Here is a 14,971-nt window from a genome sequence, read left to right as displayed (position 1 = left end):
TTCCAAGAACAGGGTGATTCGGACTAAATGATTTAGTTCAGGGGCGGCATGATGGAGCAGGACTACGAGAACTGGGCAACGACCGTTGCCTATTCGATAGTGATGCATGAGGGTCTTGATCTCGCGCTTTCCGCGCAAAATCTCGACAGAGGCAAGACCAGAAACAATCGCGAGCGGTTGATGGAAGCCATTCGCACATCCTTGCTGGAAGCGCGCTCGCGCAGCCACTTGACGGCGATGCAGCGGATTTAACGCCGGCCTGGCTCCGGACCTTGCCTGCGGCATAGCTTGCCGTAGCAAGATCAGATCGGAAGAAGATCGGTCCGGACCGCAGCCTTCAGCGGCAGATGGTCCGAGGCGATACGCGCCAGCGCGCTGTCATGCGCCTCCACCTGCTCGATCAGCCCTTTTCGATTGGCGATGATCCTGTCGAGCGCCAACACCGGCAGGTTGGACGGAAAACTCGGCACCGCCGGCGGCAAGGCGCCGAAAGCATCCCGGAACGTATTGAGCGACGAACCGTTGCCGAGACGCCATTCATTCAGGTCTCCCATGAGAATGGTCGCGCATTCGTTGCGCGCTTCAAGAAGGCCGATCAGCGCTTTCGCCTGCTGGGCGCGCGAATGCCTGAGAAGCCCGAAATGGGCGGCGATGACCCGCAGCGTGCTGCCGCTCTTCAGATCCAGTTCAACGACAAGCGCACCGCGCGGCTCCAGCCCCGGCAATTTCAGCGTATGCACATCCCTGACGGCGCCTTCCTTGAAAAGGACGACATTGCCGTGCCAGCCATGCGCCTTCACACCGGCCTGCACCGGCACTGGGATGAGGCCGCTTTCCCGCTCCAGCCGGGCGAGATCAAGCAGGCCGGTGCGCTCGCCGAAACGGCTATCCGCCTCCTGAAGCGCGATGATGTCAGCGCCGATTTCCTGAATGACGCGGCTGGTGCGATCGGGATCGAACTTGCGGTCACGACCGACGCATTTATGCACATTGTAGGAGGCGATGACCGGAAAGGAATGGTCTTTCGTCGCCGGTGCCGCATTCTGCCGCTGACGACGGTCGCGCAGCGACTGCATGACGAAGGCGGACAGGCTGGTGTTTTTCGTCAAAGCCGTTTTTTCATCCTCCAGCAAACCGTTCTTTTTCACGCGTTTATGCCTCCGGTCTCGCGCAGCGCCCCGTCGGACGCACCGCATTCTAAAGATAAGGCGAAGCGAGCCACAGGACACGCTCCACAAAACGGACAACGAATGGCCGCGCATTCAGTTCGCTGAGCCGCACGGGCAAGGCGGTTGCACGTGCATCCCGGATGCGCTCCCCGATCGTTGCTGCGAATTCCTCATCCATAACTTCGAGATCGATCTCAAAGTTCAACCGCAAAGAACGCGGATCGAGATTGGAAGAACCGATGTAGCTCCAGCGCCCGTCGATCACCAGAAGCTTGGAGTGATTGAATGCCCCCGTCGCCCGCCAGATGCGGCAATAATTCTTCAGCATCTGGTCGAATTGCGCCGTCATCGCCCTGTCCACAAGCACCAGATTGTTGCTTTTCGGCACGATGATATCCACCACGACCCCCCGCCTCGCAGCGGTAATGAGCGCCGAAATAAGCTCCCGATCAGGGAGAAAATAGGGCGACATGATGAGAATGGAGGAACGGGCGACGGAAAATGCCCCCATCAGCATCTTGTGACTGGTCTCGATGCTCCTGTCCGGCCCCGAGGAGCAGACGCGGGCGACGATCTGCGAGCCTGGCACGCCATCGGGAATGGCGATATCCCAGACCGGCGCATCCAGAAGCTCCTTTGTCGTGAAGCGCCAGTCCTCCGCCGCAATGGAGAAAAAGTCCGATACCACCGGCCCGGTGATCTTGAAATGCGTGTCGTGCGACTGACTTTCCCCACCGAACTCAAGGGTAAACCCCTCGCGGATATTCATGCCGCCGCTAAATGCAATGCGCCCGTCCACCACGAGGATCTTGCGGTGGGTGCGCAGATTGGCATAGGGCAGCCGCAGCCCCATGATGACATTGCCGTTGAAGACATCGCAGACGATACCCTTTTCCCTGAGCGTCGGCAGGATGCTCGGCACGGAATAACGGGCACCCACCGCATCCACCAGCACACGCACCTCCACGCCGCGAATCTTCGCCCTTTCGAGCGCGGCGACAAAACGGGCGCCGATCCGGTCATTGTCGAAAATATATGTTTCGAGAATGATCGAGCGCCTCGCCTCCCCGATCGCCTCCAGCATGGCGGCATAGGCCGCATCTCCGGTCAAAAGCGGCTCGATACCGTTGCCGGTCGTCAGCGCATGGCGCGTTACCCGGTCGCCCAGCGTCTTCATCGCCTCGAAACGCCGTCCGAAGCGCGCGGCGATCGTGTCGCCGCCGGCATCCAGACGCGCCACGCGATCCATGATCTCGTCCTGCATGAAGGACCGCTTCTGCGTGATGTTGGACCGGCGAATGCGGTTGATGCCGGCAATCGCATAGATGACCGCGCCGACGATGGGAGAGAGAACGATGACGCCGACCCAACCGAGCGCGGAGCGCACCTCCTCCTTCGTCATCGTGGCATGCACGGCCGCCACGGTTCCCATCAAAATCGAGAGAACGGCAAGGATATGCGGCCAATAGGCAATGACGAGATCGAGCATGTTGCAACTATAGAGTACTTCGGCAATCCCGCAATGACAGGCAGGTAACGCCGGCAGAGACAAAGAACCCGACCGCGCCATGCTTTTGCGGGACAGACCCTTGCGGGATTAACGGTGGAAACCGGCCTTGCGATATGTCATGAGAGCGCATCTTGATCTTTGGCAGTGGCAGGGCGAGGTGCACTTGCGGGCTTTCTGCCTCGTTTGAAAGCAAGAAGGCCGTGATGCAGGAAAATACACAGGGCGCTGTCATCGTCATTTCCAGCCACGTCATGCGTGGCTCCGTCGGCAACCGCGCGGCGGTCTTTGCGCTGGAGACGCTGGGTTATCCGGTATGGGCGGTGCCCACCATCGTCATGCCCTGGCATCCCGGCCACGGCCCTTCCACCCGCATGCGCTTTCAGGACGACGATTTCGACAAGGCCATGACCGACCTCGAAAACGCCAAATGGATCGGCGAGGTCAAGGCTGTCCTGACCGGTTATTTCGGCAGCGCGGCGCAAGTGCGCTCCGTCGCAAGGCTGATCCGCAATCTCAAGGAAAAGAACCCGTCGCTGATTTATGCCTGTGACCCGGTCATGGGCGATCTGGGCGGGCTTTACATTCCCCTTGAGACCGCCGAAGCCATCCGCGATCACCTCATTCCGCTAGCCACCGTCGCCACGCCAAACCGTTATGAACTGGCCTGGATGAGCGGCGCCGAGCTTGAGACCAACAATGCCATCATGGATGCCGCGCTCGCACTCGGCCCGCCGAAAATGCTGGTCACCTCAGCCGTGCCGATGATGACGGGCGGCACCGGCAACCTCTATCTCAGCGGCCGCCACGCACTGCTTGCCGAACATCGCGCCATCGAAAATGCGCCGAACGGTCTCGGCGACCTGATGTCGGCGCTGTTCCTCGCCCGCCTGCTGGAGGGCCTGGATGATGAAAAGGCGCTGCAGCTGGCAACCGCCAGCGTCTTCGAAATTCTGGCGCGCACCAAAAAACGCGACATGAACGAACTGACGCTGGAGACGGACTCTTCAAGTCTCTCCACACCCATGGCCATGGTGCAGATGCGTCATCTCTTGCATCCTTCGCGCAGCAAGCGCAAATAGCGGCTAGAGCATTTCCAGGAAAGTAATCCCCGGGCTCCCGGCTGGAAATGCGGCAAACAAGGAGCTGGAGCGGTTTCGCGGTTCGAAGAAAAGCGAAAATGCTCAAAAAGGATTGGTCTTCAACGCACCGAGTTCTTCTCTTGATCTTGGTCCAAGCACAACGGTACTGCGATAGATGAAAGATTTTCCGGAAAACCTTCTCAACGGCTACAAGAACTTCATGAGCGGCCGCTATGTCGATGAACGCGAAAGATATCGCGTTCTGGCCGAGACCGGACAGAAACCGCAGACCCTGTTCATTGCCTGTTGTGACTCCCGTTCGGCGCCGGAAACCATTTTCGACTGCGGACCGGGAGAGCTTTTCGTCGTCCGCAACGTCGCCAACATGGTGCCGCCCTTCGAGCCGGACGGTCAGTATCACGCCACCTCGGCGGCCATCGAATATGCCGTGCAGGTTCTGAAGGTGAAGGACATCGTGGTCATGGGCCATGGCCGCTGCGGCGGCATTCAGGCAGCGCTCGACCCCAATCTTGAGCCGCTGTCGCCGGGGGACTTCATCGGCAAATGGATGAACATGGTCAAATCAGCGGCCGAGCAGATCCAGAGCAACGACGTCATGACCGCCTCCGAACGTCAGACCGCGCTGGAGCGCGTTTCCATCCGCAACTCCATCGCCAATCTGCGCGGCTTCCCCTTCGTCAAGGCGCAGGAAACCGCCGGCAAGGTCAAGCTGCACGGCGCATGGTTCGATATTTCGACCGGCGAATTGTGGGTGATGGACGGCAAAACGGGCGACTTTCGCCGCCCGGACCTGTGATTGAAGCGGGGTGGTTCTACGGGCGCCGTTTGGCCTGCTCAGGTAACTCCCGTCATCCTCGGGCTTGTCCCGAGGATCCAACCACCCAACAGAAAATCGAAGCGTCGCAAATCCTCGGGACAAGCCCGAGGATGACGTCGAGAATGCGGATAAGGCCTTGTTATCACAAGGCCTTTCAAACCTAAGACCTTATTGGCCGTCGATCGCTTTGCCGATGAACGCAATGGCCTGCTGGTAGACGCTTGCGGCGTTCCAGCCCTGAATGGCGGCATAGTTCGCCTGACCCTGCTGATAGCCCGCACCACGCTGCCAGCCATGGCCGACGAGGAAGTTCGCGGTGGAAGCCAGCGCATCGGCGCGCGAGCCGACGAGATCGATACGGCCGTCGCGGTCGAAATCCACGCCATAGCGCACGACGTTCAGCGGCAGGAACTGCGTCTGGCCGATTTCACCATGGGCAGCGCCCTTGGCGTTGACGTTCAGCGAACCGCTGCCGACGAGCTTCAGGGCTGCATAAAGCTGCTCGGTGAAATAATCCGAACGGCGGCAGTCGAAGGAAAGGGTCGCAACGGCGGAAAGCGTATGCTGGTTGCCCATGAAGCCGCCAAAGCCGGTTTCCATGCCCCAGATGGCGAGCAGCGGACCGGCCGGCACGCCATAGGCGCGCTCGATGGAAGCAAACAGAGCCGCATTGTTCTTCTTCATGGTCTTGCCGCGTGAAATGATCGTCTGACCACCGCGCTTCTGCATGAACTGTTCGAAGGAAAGCTTGAAGCTGTGCTGGCCCCGATCGGCGCGGATCGTCGCCTGGTTGTAGGAGACGCCGGAGAAAGCACGGTCAAGCACCGAGGCGCTGACGCCGCGGCCCGCCGCTTCCTGCTTGAAGGCGCCGACCCAGGCATCAAAACCCGCCGAGGTGTTGCCGCATTGCGCGGCCATAACCGGCGTCGCTGCCAGAACCGAAACCATGGCCACACCAGCCAGAATTACCTTCATTGCCCGCATCAAAATCTGCCTTCGATATACTTTGGGGAATTTTCCCGAGAACCAAACCTTCAATACTGTATGATTCAGGTGCCAAAACTGTCTTTTGGCGGCCTAAATTGCCTTTCGGCAGCAAGGCCTGCAAATAAACTGGCCGTGATGACAGCCAATTATGAAACCCGCCTGCCCCACACAGAACAGACGGGTTATACTTAACGAACCTTAAAAAATGGTATCAGGCAGCCGCCTTGCGGGGCTTGATGAAACCACGATTGATAAGGAGCTCGGCGATCTGAACGGCGTTGAGGGCAGCACCCTTGCGCAAATTGTCGGAAACAACCCACAGGTTGAGGCCGTTTTCGACCGTCGCATCTTCGCGGATACGCGAGATGTAGGTCGCGTCTTCACCGGCGGATTCGACCGGCGTGATGTAGCCGCCGTTTTCGCGCTTGTCGATGACGAGGCAACCCGGCGCTTCGCGCAGGATATCACGCGCCTGATCGGCGGTGATCTCGTTCTCAAACTCGATGTTGACCGATTCCGAATGGCCGATGAAGACAGGAACGCGCACAGCCGTGCAGGTTACCTTGATCTTCGGATCGAGCATCTTCTTGGTTTCGGCCAGAACCTTCCACTCTTCCTTGGTGTAGCCGTCTTCCATGAAGACGTCGATGTGCGGAATGACGTTGAAGGCGATGCGCTTGGTGAACTTCTTGGTTTCGACCGGGTCGGCGACGAAGACGGCGCGGGTCTGCTGGAACAGCTCGTCCATGCCTTCCTTGCCAGCGCCGGAAACCGACTGGTAGGTGGAGACGACGACGCGCTTGATCTTGGCGAAGTCATGCAGCGGCTTCAGCGCGACGACGAGCTGCGCCGTGGAGCAATTCGGGTTGGCAATGATGTTCTTCTTGGTGAAGCCCGCGACCGCATCGGCGTTGACTTCCGGAACGATCAACGGAACGTCCTGATCGTAGCGCCATGCGGACGAGTTATCGATGACGACGCAGCCCTGCTGGCCGATCTTCGGCGACCACTTCTTGGACACATCGCCGCCGGCCGACATCAGGCAAATATCGGTGTCGGAAAAATCGTAGTTTTCGAGGTTCGAGACCTTCAGCGTGCGGTCGCCATAGGATACTTCCGTGCCCTGCGAACGGGCGGAAGCAAGCGGCACGACTTCATCGGCGGGAAAACCGCGTTCGGCCAGGATATTGAGCATTTCGCGACCGACGTTGCCGGTGGCGCCTGCAATTGCAACTTTGAAACCCATGATCAAGCTCTCTTTCTGTCTCTCCTCTTTTTGGTGAGGTGGGAACCCGCATTAGATCGCGGCTTCCACGATCCCCGGCCAAACCGGGGAGAGAGCGGTGGCCAGAGACGTCAGACGGTTTTAATCGTCGTTTTGGCCGTAATTCGGATAGAATAAGAAAGGCGCGGATCATCGCCGGCGGATCGTGCCGGTCCTTCCATGACGAACATGTCTGCAACATGCATGCGCAAGGTGATGCTCCTTCTTCGCGAGAAGCTATTAGAAGGTTTCTTGTTTGTGTCAAGAAAAAAGGCGCGTTTCAGACCATCCGGTGCGGGCAGGCCAAAACCGCGCTGCGACATTTTTGCACATTATACATTAGACTAAAGTCATAATCCGAAAGCATCGCTCTTATTGGGGTTAATTTTCTGTCACTCTGACATCACGCGCATTGCAGCCGCAAGGTTTGCCCGGAGGAGAGAGATGGGCTCCGCAATGCGCCGATTGGGACATCTGTGGAGGACAGACAATGGCAAATGTTGCAGCCGTAAGCGGCGCAGCCCGTCCGATGACGGGTGAAGAGAAGAAGGTGATTTTCGCCTCTTCTCTCGGAACAGTCTTCGAATGGTACGATTTTTATCTATACGGTTCGCTCGCGATCTATATCGGCGCGAACTTCTTCAGCCAATATCCGGAAACAACGCGCAACATCTTCGCGCTTCTGGCATTTGCCGCGGGCTTCCTCGTGCGCCCCTTCGGCGCGCTGGTGTTCGGCCGTCTGGGCGACATTGTCGGCCGTAAATATACCTTCCTGATCACAATTCTCATCATGGGCGTTTCGACCTTCCTCGTCGGCGTCCTGCCCGGCGCATCCCAGATCGGCATCGCCGCTCCGATCATCCTAATCGTCCTGCGCATGCTTCAGGGTCTGGCGCTCGGCGGCGAATATGGCGGTGCCGCAACCTATGTGGCGGAACACGCCCCCAATGGCCGCAGGGGTTATTACACCTCTTGGATCCAGACGACGGCGACGCTCGGCCTGTTCCTGTCGCTGGTCGTCATCCTCGGCGTGCAGTTCGCACTCGGCAAGGAAGCCTTCGCCGCCTGGGGCTGGCGTATTCCCTTCCTCGTTTCCGTTCTGCTGCTCGGCGTATCCGTCTGGATCCGTCTGAAAATGAATGAATCCCCCGCCTTCAAGAAGATGAAGGAAGAGGGCAAGACCTCCAAGGCGCCGCTCAGCGAAGCCTTCGGCCAGTGGAAAAACGCCAAGATCGCCCTGCTTGCCCTCGTCGGCGCCGTCATCGGTCAGGCCGTCGTCTGGTACACCGGACAGTTCTACGCGCTGTTCTTCCTGCAGAGCATTCTGAAGGTGGATGGCCAGTCAGCCAACATCATGGTCGCGGCAGCGCTCATCCTCGGCACCAGCTTCTTCGTGATCTTCGGCTGGCTTTCCGACAAGATCGGCCGCAAGCCGATCATCATGGCTGGTCTCGTTCTCGCCATGCTGACCTATTTCCCGCTGTTCAAGGCGCTCACCTGGGCGGGTAACCCGGCACTTGCGCAAGCGCAGGCCAGCGTTCGCGCCACCGTGACCGCGGCTCCGGGCGACTGCAAGTTCCAGTTCAACCCGACAGGTACGGCGAAATTCACCACATCCTGTGATATCGCCACCTCGTTCCTGACGCGCAACTCCGTTCCCTATGACGTCGTCGCGGGAACAGCCGGCCAGCCGGCGAGCGTCAAGCTCGGCGACGCCACCATCGCCAGCTACGACGCGATCGCAGCCGGTGCGGATGCCGCGGCCAAGGACAAGGCCTTCCAGAAGCAGGTCAACATCGCACTGCATGACAGCGGCTATCCGCTGGTGCGCGGCGCGGCACAGGTGCCGGATGCGAAACTGGACGCCTTCATTGCCGCCAACCCGGAACTCAACCTCAATGCCGACGCGGTTCGCGCCGCCGACAAGAAGATGGTTGCGACCGACAAGCTGGTGGCGGACAAGCTGCTGACACCGGCGGAAACCGCCGGAGCAGCCGAGATGGCCGTCTACACAATTGCCGGCGGTGGCACCTTCGCCATGGTCGCCGATCCGGCCGCCGTGAACTGGATCGTCATCATCGCGGTTCTGACCGTCCTCGTGATCTACGTGACGATGGTCTACGGCCCGATCGCGGCGCTCTTGGTCGAACTGTTCCCGACCCGCATCCGCTACTCCGGCATGTCGCTGCCCTATCACATCGGCAACGGCTGGTTCGGCGGCCTCCTGCCCGCCACCGCCTTTGCGATGAGCGCGGCGAAGGGCGACATCTATTACGGCCTCTGGTATCCGATCATTTTCGCAGGCATCACGCTGGTCGTCGGCCTGCTGTTCCTGCCGGAAACCAAGGATCGCGACATCCACACTATGGAGTGAGCAACGGTCCTGACGGACATTTTCGGAACCCGGCGCGCAGGCGCCGGGTTCTTTTATTGCGCCGCGAGCCGCAATATCGAACGAACTGTCGCAGGGGGCTGTCATTCCGTCGCAGGCAAGACAAAATCAATATGGAGACAAAGCCCCCCTGAATAGGTTATGACCCCCCTGTATTTTCAGGCAGAGGGAGAGCCATTTTGAAGATCGGGACGCCTAAGGAATTATATGAGGGCGAAGCGCGCGTCGGTATGACGCCCGACAGCGCCCAGGCATTGCAGAAACTCGGATATGATTGCATCCTCGAAACCGGTGCAGGCAAGGCGGCGGGATTTTCCGACGACGCCTATCGCGCCGCCGGTGTAACAATCGTCGACAGCGCCGATGCGCTTTACGCCGGTTCAGACATCATCGCCAAGGTTCGTCCGCCGGAAACGTCGGAGATTGATCGCCTGTCTTCGGACAAGACGCTGATCTCGTTCTTCTACCCCGCCCAGAACAAGGACCTTCTGGAGCAGGCCAAGGAAAAGGGCGCAAATGTCATCGCCATGGACATGGTGCCGCGCATTTCCCGCGCCCAGAAGATGGACGCGCTGTCCTCCATGGCCAATATCGCCGGCTATCGCGCAGTCATCGAGGCGGGCAATAATTTCGGCCGCTTCTTCACCGGTCAGGTCACCGCCGCCGGCAAGGTGCCGCCCGCCAAGGTTCTGGTCATCGGCGCAGGTGTTGCCGGTCTTGCCGCCATCGGCACGGCCACCTCGCTCGGCGCCATCACCTATGCCTTCGACGTGCGCCCGGAAGTGGCCGAACAGATCGAGAGCATGGGCGCCGAATTCGTCTATCTCGATTTCGCCGACCAGAGCCAGGACGGTGCAGCGACCGGCGGTTATGCCGCCCCCTCCTCGCCGGAATTCCGCGAGAAGCAGCTGGAGAAATTCCGCGAGCTGGCGCCGCAGATCGATATCGTCATCACCACCGCGCTGATACCGGGTCGCGATGCCCCGAAGCTGTGGCTGGCCGACATGGTGGCGGCAATGAAGCCGGGTTCGGTCATCATTGACCTTGCTGCCGAGCGCGGCGGCAATTGCGACCTGACGGTTCCCGACCAGCGCGTCGTCTCCGACAACGGCGTCATCGTTATCGGCTATACGGATTTCCCGAGCCGCATGGCGACGCAGGCCTCGACGCTCTATTCCACTAACATCCGTCACATGATGACCGACCTGACGCCCGCAAAGGACGGCAAGCCGGTTCACAACATGGAAGACGACGTCATCCGCGGCGCGACCGTCACCTATCAGGGCGAGATCACTTTCCCGCCGCCGCCGCCGAAGATCCAGGCCATTGCCGCGCAGAAACCCAAGGAAAGAGCAAAAGAGCTTACGCCTGAGGAAAAGCACGCCAAGGAACGGGCCGAGTTCAAGGCGCAGACGAAAAGTCAGGTCGGCCTGCTGGTCATCGGCACGGCGGTTCTGCTTCTCGTCGGCCTTTATGCGCCGGCAAGCTTCATGAGCCATTTCATCGTCTTCGTGCTCGCCTGCTTTATCGGCTTCTCTGTCATCTGGAATGTCAGCCACTCGCTGCACACGCCGCTGATGGCGGTGACGAACGCGATTTCCGGCATCGTCATTATCGGCGCGCTGCTGCAGATCGGTTCCGGCAACTGGCTGGTGGTGATCCTCGCCTCGCTTTCCGTCCTGATCGCGACGATCAACATCGTCGGCGGTTTCCTCGTGACACGGCGCATGCTCGCCATGTTCCAGAAGTCCTGAGCCGTGTAGGGGACAGTTTATGACCATTGGTATCGTTTCCGCGGCCTATGTTGCCGCAGCCGTTCTTTTCATCCTTTCTCTCGGCGGACTTTCCGGACAGGAAAGCGCCAAACGCGCCGTCTGGTACGGCATCGTGGGCATGGGTCTCGCCATTGTCGCCACCGTCTTCGGCCCTGAGATCAGCAAGGGCGCCGGGCAGTGGCTCGTCGTGCTTCTGATGCTGGCGGGCGGTTCCGTTCTCGGCTATTTCGTCGCAAGCCGCGTGCAGATGACCGAGATGCCGCAGCTTGTTGCAGCCCTCCATTCTTTCGTCGGCCTTGCCGCTGTCTTCATCGGCTTCAACGCCCATATCGAGGAAGCGCATGTCGCCTCGCTCGATGAGACCGCGCGTTCGCTGCTGACAGGCTTTTCCGCCATCCTCGCCCACAAGACGCCGGTGGAACTGGCGATCATGAAGGTCGAGGTCTTCCTTGGCGTCTTCATCGGCGCGGTCACCTTCACCGGTTCCGTCGTCGCCTTCGGCAAGCTTGCCGGCAAGGTGGACGGCAAGGCAAAGAAGCTTCCGGGCGGACACCTGCTGAATGCCGGCGCTGCGATCCTGTCGCTCGTGCTGCTCATCATGTATTGCAATGGCGCGGGCGCCTGGACGCTGGTGCTGATGACGCTTGCCGCCTTCTTCATCGGTTACCACCTGATCATGGGCATCGGCGGCGCCGACATGCCTGTCGTCGTCTCGATGCTGAACAGCTATTCCGGCTGGGCCGCCGCCGCCATCGGCTTCACGCTCGGCAACGATCTCCTGATCGTGACAGGCGCGCTGGTCGGTTCCTCGGGTGCGATCCTGTCCTACATCATGTGCAAGGCCATGAACCGCTCCTTCGTCTCTGTCATCCTCGGCGGCTTCGGCGGCACGACGGGTCCGGCGATGGAAATCGATGGCGAACAGGTGGCCATCGACGCCGAAGGCGTTGCTTCGGCACTGAACGATGCCGACAGCGTCATCATCGTTCCCGGCTACGGCATGGCGGTGGCGCAGGCGCAAAGCGCGGTCTCCGAACTGACCCGCAAGCTGCGCGCCGACGGCAAGACCGTGCGTTTCGCCATCCACCCGGTGGCGGGCCGCCTTCCCGGCCACATGAACGTGCTGCTCGCCGAAGCCAAGGTGCCTTACGACATCGTGCTGGAAATGGACGAGATCAACGACGACTTCCCCAATACCGACGTCGTCATCGTCATCGGCTCCAACGACATCGTCAACCCGGCGGCACAGGACGATCCCAACTCGCCCATCGCCGGCATGCCGGTTCTGGAAGTGTGGAAATCCAAGCTCGTCATCGTCTCCAAGCGCGGCCAGGGCACGGGTTACTCCGGCATCGAGAACCCATTGTTCTACAAGGACAACACCCGCATGTTCTACGGCGATGCGAAGAAGTCGATCAACGACCTTCTGCCGCTGATCAAGTAAGAGAAAGGGCGTTTCCGGTCTCCGGGAGCGCCCTTCTTACTGACGTGAAAAGAAAGCTCCGCCGTCATCCTCGGGCTTGTCCGAGGATGACGGCGCGCCAATAGCTGATCGTGAGTTAAGGGTATCAACCGGCCCCAGAGACCGCTCTCAAAGCACCCGGTAACGCCGGTTGAAATAGAGCAGCGCTTCTTCGCCCTCATTGATCTTCATATCGACGACATCGCAGATCAGAATATCATGCGTGCCGCCATCATGGGCCTCGCGGATGCGGCAATCGAAGGAAACCAGCGCATCCTCCAGAACCGGCGCGCCGGTTTCAAGCACACCCCAGCTGCCGGCAGCAAAGCGTTCATCGGCGGGTGTCTTGCCACCGAAAAGCGTGCTCAGCACCTCGTGATGCGCGGCAAGCGTGTTAACGCAGATGACGCCGTTGCTCTTCACCACCTTATAGGCGGAGGCATTGCGGTTGAGGCAGACGAGAAGCGTGGGCGGATTGTCGGAAACGCTGCAAACGGCCGTCGCTGCAAAACCCGCACGCCCAGCCACACCGTCCGTGGTGACGATGTTGACCGCCGCACCGAGCCGCGCCATGGCGTTTCTGTATTCGAGGCTGCGCTGCTCTGCAGTCTTCGTCTCCATTTCCGCTTCCTTTTCAAGAGACATCATCCGCATCTAACCCATCCTTCCTTAACAGGCCATCAAGCCAGGACACAGGCATCTTCAAAGCCGAGACGCGGCAGGCGGCCGAACAGTTTCGACGGATCGCCATATCCGAGATTGATCAGGAAGTTGGACTTCCATGTCGTGCCTGCGAAAAACGCCGCATCCACCTTGGCCTTGTCAAAACCGGACATCGCCCCGGTATCCAGTCCCAACGAGCGGGCCGCAATAATGAGATAACCCGCCTGCAAAGTGGCATTGCGGAAGGCCGTTTCCTCGGCAACGGCCGGGCTGGAGGTAAACCACGAACGCGCGTCGGCATGTGGAAACAGCACCGGCAATTTCTCGTAAAATTCGCGGTCGATAGCAGCGATCACCGTCACCGGTGCAGCCATGGTCTTTTCGAGATTGCCCGAAGAAAGCGCGGGCCTCAGCTTTTCCTTGGCTTCCGGGCTGCGCACGAACACGAAACGCGCCGGCGAGCAATTGGCCGAGGTCGGCCCCATCTTCGTCAGATCGTAAAGTGCTCTCAGTGTCTCGTCGCCGACCGGCTTGTCAGCCCAACCATTATGGGTGCGTGCCGCGGTGAAAAGTGCTGCAAGTGCCTTATCGTCGAGTGCTGTCGTCATTGTCTTAAAAATCCTGTCAGAATGGCCGTGTTGCCGGCAGCAGAAACCGCAAAAGCCGCGCGTTGAAAAGGTCAGTCTCGGTGATATTGACCGCATGCGCCCCGAAATCGAGGAGGCAAAGCTCGCTTTGCGGCAGACCCTCAGCAAGACGTAGCGACCGGGTATAGGGCACCAGAAGATCGTCCTTCGTCGCCACCAACAGCACCGGATTGTCGATCTCGCCAAGACGGGTATCGATATCGAAGGCCCTGAGCGCCGCGATGCGCCGAAGCACATTCGCCCTGCCCTGAAAATGCGCGACACCATGCGCATCGTCGCGTGCAAGCCGCTCCTGATGTTCCGACATCCAGGCCGCCGGATACAGAAACAGCGGTTGGGCTTTCACGAAAGCCTCGACGCCGGATTTCTCCAGAAGCTCGATCCGCACATCAAAGCAGCGCCCGGAATGCGGATCGGCCTTGCTCCAGGCATTGATAAGAACAAGCCTGTCGATGAGGTCGGGCTTGCGCAGCGCGATATCGAGACCGATCAGCCCGCCGAGCGCATGGCCCATGAAGTGAAATTTTTCGAGATTCAGAGCCGAGACAATCTCCAGAACATCATCCGCCATCGCCGATATGCCGCCATCCGCCGGCACTTCGCCGCCGGTCCTGCCGGTTCCGCGATGGTCGTAGGTAACGATCCGGAAATGACCGGAAAGAGCCTCGATCTGCGGCGCCCAATAGGCGCCAGATCCACCCAGCCCCGATGACAGCAGGATAGTGGGCGCCTCAGGATCAACCCGGCCATGAACCTCGAAATGCATCATCGTGCCGCTTCGCCCTATTTGCCGATATGGGCGACGGTGGCGATTTCCACCAGCGCGTCGGGCTTCACGAGGCCGCACTGGATGCAATAACGCGCCGGCTTGTCGCCGGGGAAATATTCGGCATAAACCGTGTTGACGGCTTGGTAATTCGCCCAGTCGGTGATGAAGATGTGGTTCATCGTCACGTCCTCCATCGTGCCGCCAGCGGTTTCGATGACTGACTTGATGGTTTCCAGTACATGGCGGGTCTGCGCGCTGGCATCGCCCACATGCACGACATTATTGTCCTTGTCGAATGGCAGCGTACCGGAAACGTAAACCACGCCATCGGCAAGGGTTCCCGGCGAAAAAGGGGCGATGGGTTTGCTTGTACCGGCAGGCACGACGATCTTCTTCGGCATTTCATTCTCCTCTTT

General features: G+C 59.7%; 15 protein-coding genes. 6 read left to right on the top strand and 9 right to left on the bottom strand.

The features are described from left to right. Window positions 1–48: 48 nt before the first annotated feature. On the top strand, window positions 49–252 hold the full coding sequence (locus WDZ78_RS08090; RefSeq protein WP_425672759.1) for a hypothetical protein: 204 nt from the start codon (window positions 49–51) through the stop codon (window positions 250–252). A gap of 50 nt (window positions 253–302) precedes the next feature. On the opposite strand, the gene WDZ78_RS08085 is transcribed toward WDZ78_RS08090, so the two are convergent. Both WDZ78_RS08085 and WDZ78_RS08080 read right to left on the bottom strand, forming a co-directional pair. Beyond that, window positions 303–1,148 carry an endonuclease/exonuclease/phosphatase family protein gene (locus WDZ78_RS08085; RefSeq protein ID WP_020011678.1) on the bottom strand — a complete coding sequence of 282 codons (846 nt, stop codon included), beginning with the start codon at window positions 1,146–1,148 and terminating at the stop codon, window positions 303–305. A gap of 49 nt (window positions 1,149–1,197) precedes the next feature. Beyond that, the gene (locus tag WDZ78_RS08080; protein WP_425672758.1) at window positions 1,198–2,658 is read right to left on the bottom strand and encodes a phospholipase D-like domain-containing protein; all 1,461 of its coding nucleotides are present in this window, start codon (window positions 2,656–2,658) and stop codon (window positions 1,198–1,200) included. A 224-nt stretch (window positions 2,659–2,882) separates the two neighbouring features. Between WDZ78_RS08080 and pdxY the strand changes: the two genes are divergently transcribed. Continuing rightward, window positions 2,883–3,758 carry a pyridoxal kinase PdxY gene (gene pdxY / locus WDZ78_RS08075; protein WP_020011680.1) on the top strand — a complete coding sequence of 292 codons (876 nt, stop codon included), beginning with the start codon at window positions 2,883–2,885 and terminating at the stop codon, window positions 3,756–3,758. Window positions 3,759–3,933: 175 nt separating this feature from the next. Then, entirely contained in the window at window positions 3,934–4,575 is a 642-nt protein-coding gene (locus tag WDZ78_RS08070) for a carbonic anhydrase (protein WP_020011681.1), read from the top strand. A 189-nt stretch (window positions 4,576–4,764) separates the two neighbouring features. Here the strand turns inward: WDZ78_RS08070 and WDZ78_RS08065 are convergent, their stop codons facing one another. The 3 genes from WDZ78_RS08065 to WDZ78_RS08055 all read right to left on the bottom strand — a co-directional run bounded on the left by WDZ78_RS08065 (window position 4,765) and on the right by WDZ78_RS08055 (window position 7,170). After that, window positions 4,765–5,580, bottom strand: a complete 816-nt coding sequence (locus WDZ78_RS08065) for a lytic murein transglycosylase (RefSeq protein WP_078051652.1) — start codon at window positions 5,578–5,580, stop codon at window positions 4,765–4,767. A gap of 214 nt (window positions 5,581–5,794) precedes the next feature. After that, window positions 5,795–6,829: an aspartate-semialdehyde dehydrogenase gene (locus WDZ78_RS08060; protein ID WP_174036430.1), complete on the bottom strand. Its 1,035-nt coding sequence runs from the start codon at window positions 6,827–6,829 to the stop codon at window positions 5,795–5,797. A 110-nt stretch (window positions 6,830–6,939) separates the two neighbouring features. After that, window positions 6,940–7,170, bottom strand: coding sequence for a hypothetical protein (locus WDZ78_RS08055; protein ID WP_020011684.1), 231 nt, complete (start codon window positions 7,168–7,170; stop codon window positions 6,940–6,942). 167 nt (window positions 7,171–7,337) lie between these two features. Here WDZ78_RS08055 and WDZ78_RS08050 point away from each other — a divergent pair, with 167 nt between their 5' ends. The 3 genes from WDZ78_RS08050 (at window position 7,338) to WDZ78_RS08040 (ending at window position 12,458) form a co-directional block, all read left to right on the top strand. Next, window positions 7,338–9,221 (top strand): MFS transporter, encoded by a 1,884-nt coding sequence (locus tag WDZ78_RS08050; RefSeq protein ID WP_425672757.1) that lies wholly within the window; start codon window positions 7,338–7,340, stop codon window positions 9,219–9,221. 197 nt (window positions 9,222–9,418) lie between these two features. Continuing rightward, window positions 9,419–10,993 carry a Re/Si-specific NAD(P)(+) transhydrogenase subunit alpha gene (locus WDZ78_RS08045; RefSeq protein WP_425672756.1) on the top strand — a complete coding sequence of 525 codons (1,575 nt, stop codon included), beginning with the start codon at window positions 9,419–9,421 and terminating at the stop codon, window positions 10,991–10,993. 19 nt (window positions 10,994–11,012) lie between these two features. Continuing rightward, window positions 11,013–12,458 (top strand): NAD(P)(+) transhydrogenase (Re/Si-specific) subunit beta, encoded by a 1,446-nt coding sequence (locus WDZ78_RS08040; protein ID WP_425672755.1) that lies wholly within the window; start codon window positions 11,013–11,015, stop codon window positions 12,456–12,458. A gap of 147 nt (window positions 12,459–12,605) precedes the next feature. Here the strand turns inward: WDZ78_RS08040 and rutF are convergent, their stop codons facing one another. From rutF to rutC, 4 genes are read right to left on the bottom strand one after another with little or no spacing between them, the layout of a single operon-like run. Further along, window positions 12,606–13,130, bottom strand: a complete 525-nt coding sequence (gene rutF, locus WDZ78_RS08035; RefSeq protein WP_026363926.1) for an NADH-dependent FMN reductase RutF — start codon at window positions 13,128–13,130, stop codon at window positions 12,606–12,608. Window positions 13,131–13,156: 26 nt separating this feature from the next. Further along, window positions 13,157–13,747: a malonic semialdehyde reductase gene (locus WDZ78_RS08030; protein WP_020810425.1), complete on the bottom strand. Its 591-nt coding sequence runs from the start codon at window positions 13,745–13,747 to the stop codon at window positions 13,157–13,159. A 16-nt stretch (window positions 13,748–13,763) separates the two neighbouring features. Further along, entirely contained in the window at window positions 13,764–14,555 is a 792-nt protein-coding gene (gene rutD, locus WDZ78_RS08025) for a pyrimidine utilization protein D (RefSeq protein WP_425672754.1), read from the bottom strand. Window positions 14,556–14,569: 14 nt separating this feature from the next. Beyond that, window positions 14,570–14,956 carry a pyrimidine utilization protein C gene (gene rutC, locus WDZ78_RS08020; RefSeq protein ID WP_003492069.1) on the bottom strand — a complete coding sequence of 129 codons (387 nt, stop codon included), beginning with the start codon at window positions 14,954–14,956 and terminating at the stop codon, window positions 14,570–14,572. Between the last annotated feature and the right edge of the window lie 15 nt (window positions 14,957–14,971).

Origin of the sequence: Agrobacterium sp. M50-1, assembly GCF_049843495.1 — a bacterium.
GTDB classification, from domain to species: Bacteria; Pseudomonadota; Alphaproteobacteria; order Rhizobiales; family Rhizobiaceae; genus Agrobacterium; species Agrobacterium radiobacter.
This window is presented reverse-complemented; position numbering and strand designations above follow the sequence as displayed.

Coding starts and splice junctions, on each gene's coding strand:
- WDZ78_RS08030 (WP_020810425.1), bottom strand. CDS start 13,747: ATGACGACAGCACTCGACGATAAGGCACTTGCAGCACTTTTCACCGCG.
- rutD (WP_425672754.1), bottom strand. CDS start 14,555: ATGATGCATTTCGAGGTTCATGGCCGGGTTGATCCTGAGGCGCCCACT.
- WDZ78_RS08055 (WP_020011684.1), bottom strand. CDS start 7,170: ATGTCGCAGCGCGGTTTTGGCCTGCCCGCACCGGATGGTCTGAAACGC.
- WDZ78_RS08065 (WP_078051652.1), bottom strand. CDS start 5,580: ATGCGGGCAATGAAGGTAATTCTGGCTGGTGTGGCCATGGTTTCGGTT.
- WDZ78_RS08070 (WP_020011681.1), top strand. CDS start 3,934: ATGAAAGATTTTCCGGAAAACCTTCTCAACGGCTACAAGAACTTCATG.
- rutF (WP_026363926.1), bottom strand. CDS start 13,130: ATGCGGATGATGTCTCTTGAAAAGGAAGCGGAAATGGAGACGAAGACT.
- WDZ78_RS08090 (WP_425672759.1), top strand. CDS start 49: ATGATGGAGCAGGACTACGAGAACTGGGCAACGACCGTTGCCTATTCG.
- WDZ78_RS08040 (WP_425672755.1), top strand. CDS start 11,013: ATGACCATTGGTATCGTTTCCGCGGCCTATGTTGCCGCAGCCGTTCTT.
- WDZ78_RS08060 (WP_174036430.1), bottom strand. CDS start 6,829: ATGGGTTTCAAAGTTGCAATTGCAGGCGCCACCGGCAACGTCGGTCGC.
- rutC (WP_003492069.1), bottom strand. CDS start 14,956: ATGCCGAAGAAGATCGTCGTGCCTGCCGGTACAAGCAAACCCATCGCC.
- WDZ78_RS08050 (WP_425672757.1), top strand. CDS start 7,338: ATGGCAAATGTTGCAGCCGTAAGCGGCGCAGCCCGTCCGATGACGGGT.
- WDZ78_RS08080 (WP_425672758.1), bottom strand. CDS start 2,658: ATGCTCGATCTCGTCATTGCCTATTGGCCGCATATCCTTGCCGTTCTC.
- pdxY (WP_020011680.1), top strand. CDS start 2,883: ATGCAGGAAAATACACAGGGCGCTGTCATCGTCATTTCCAGCCACGTC.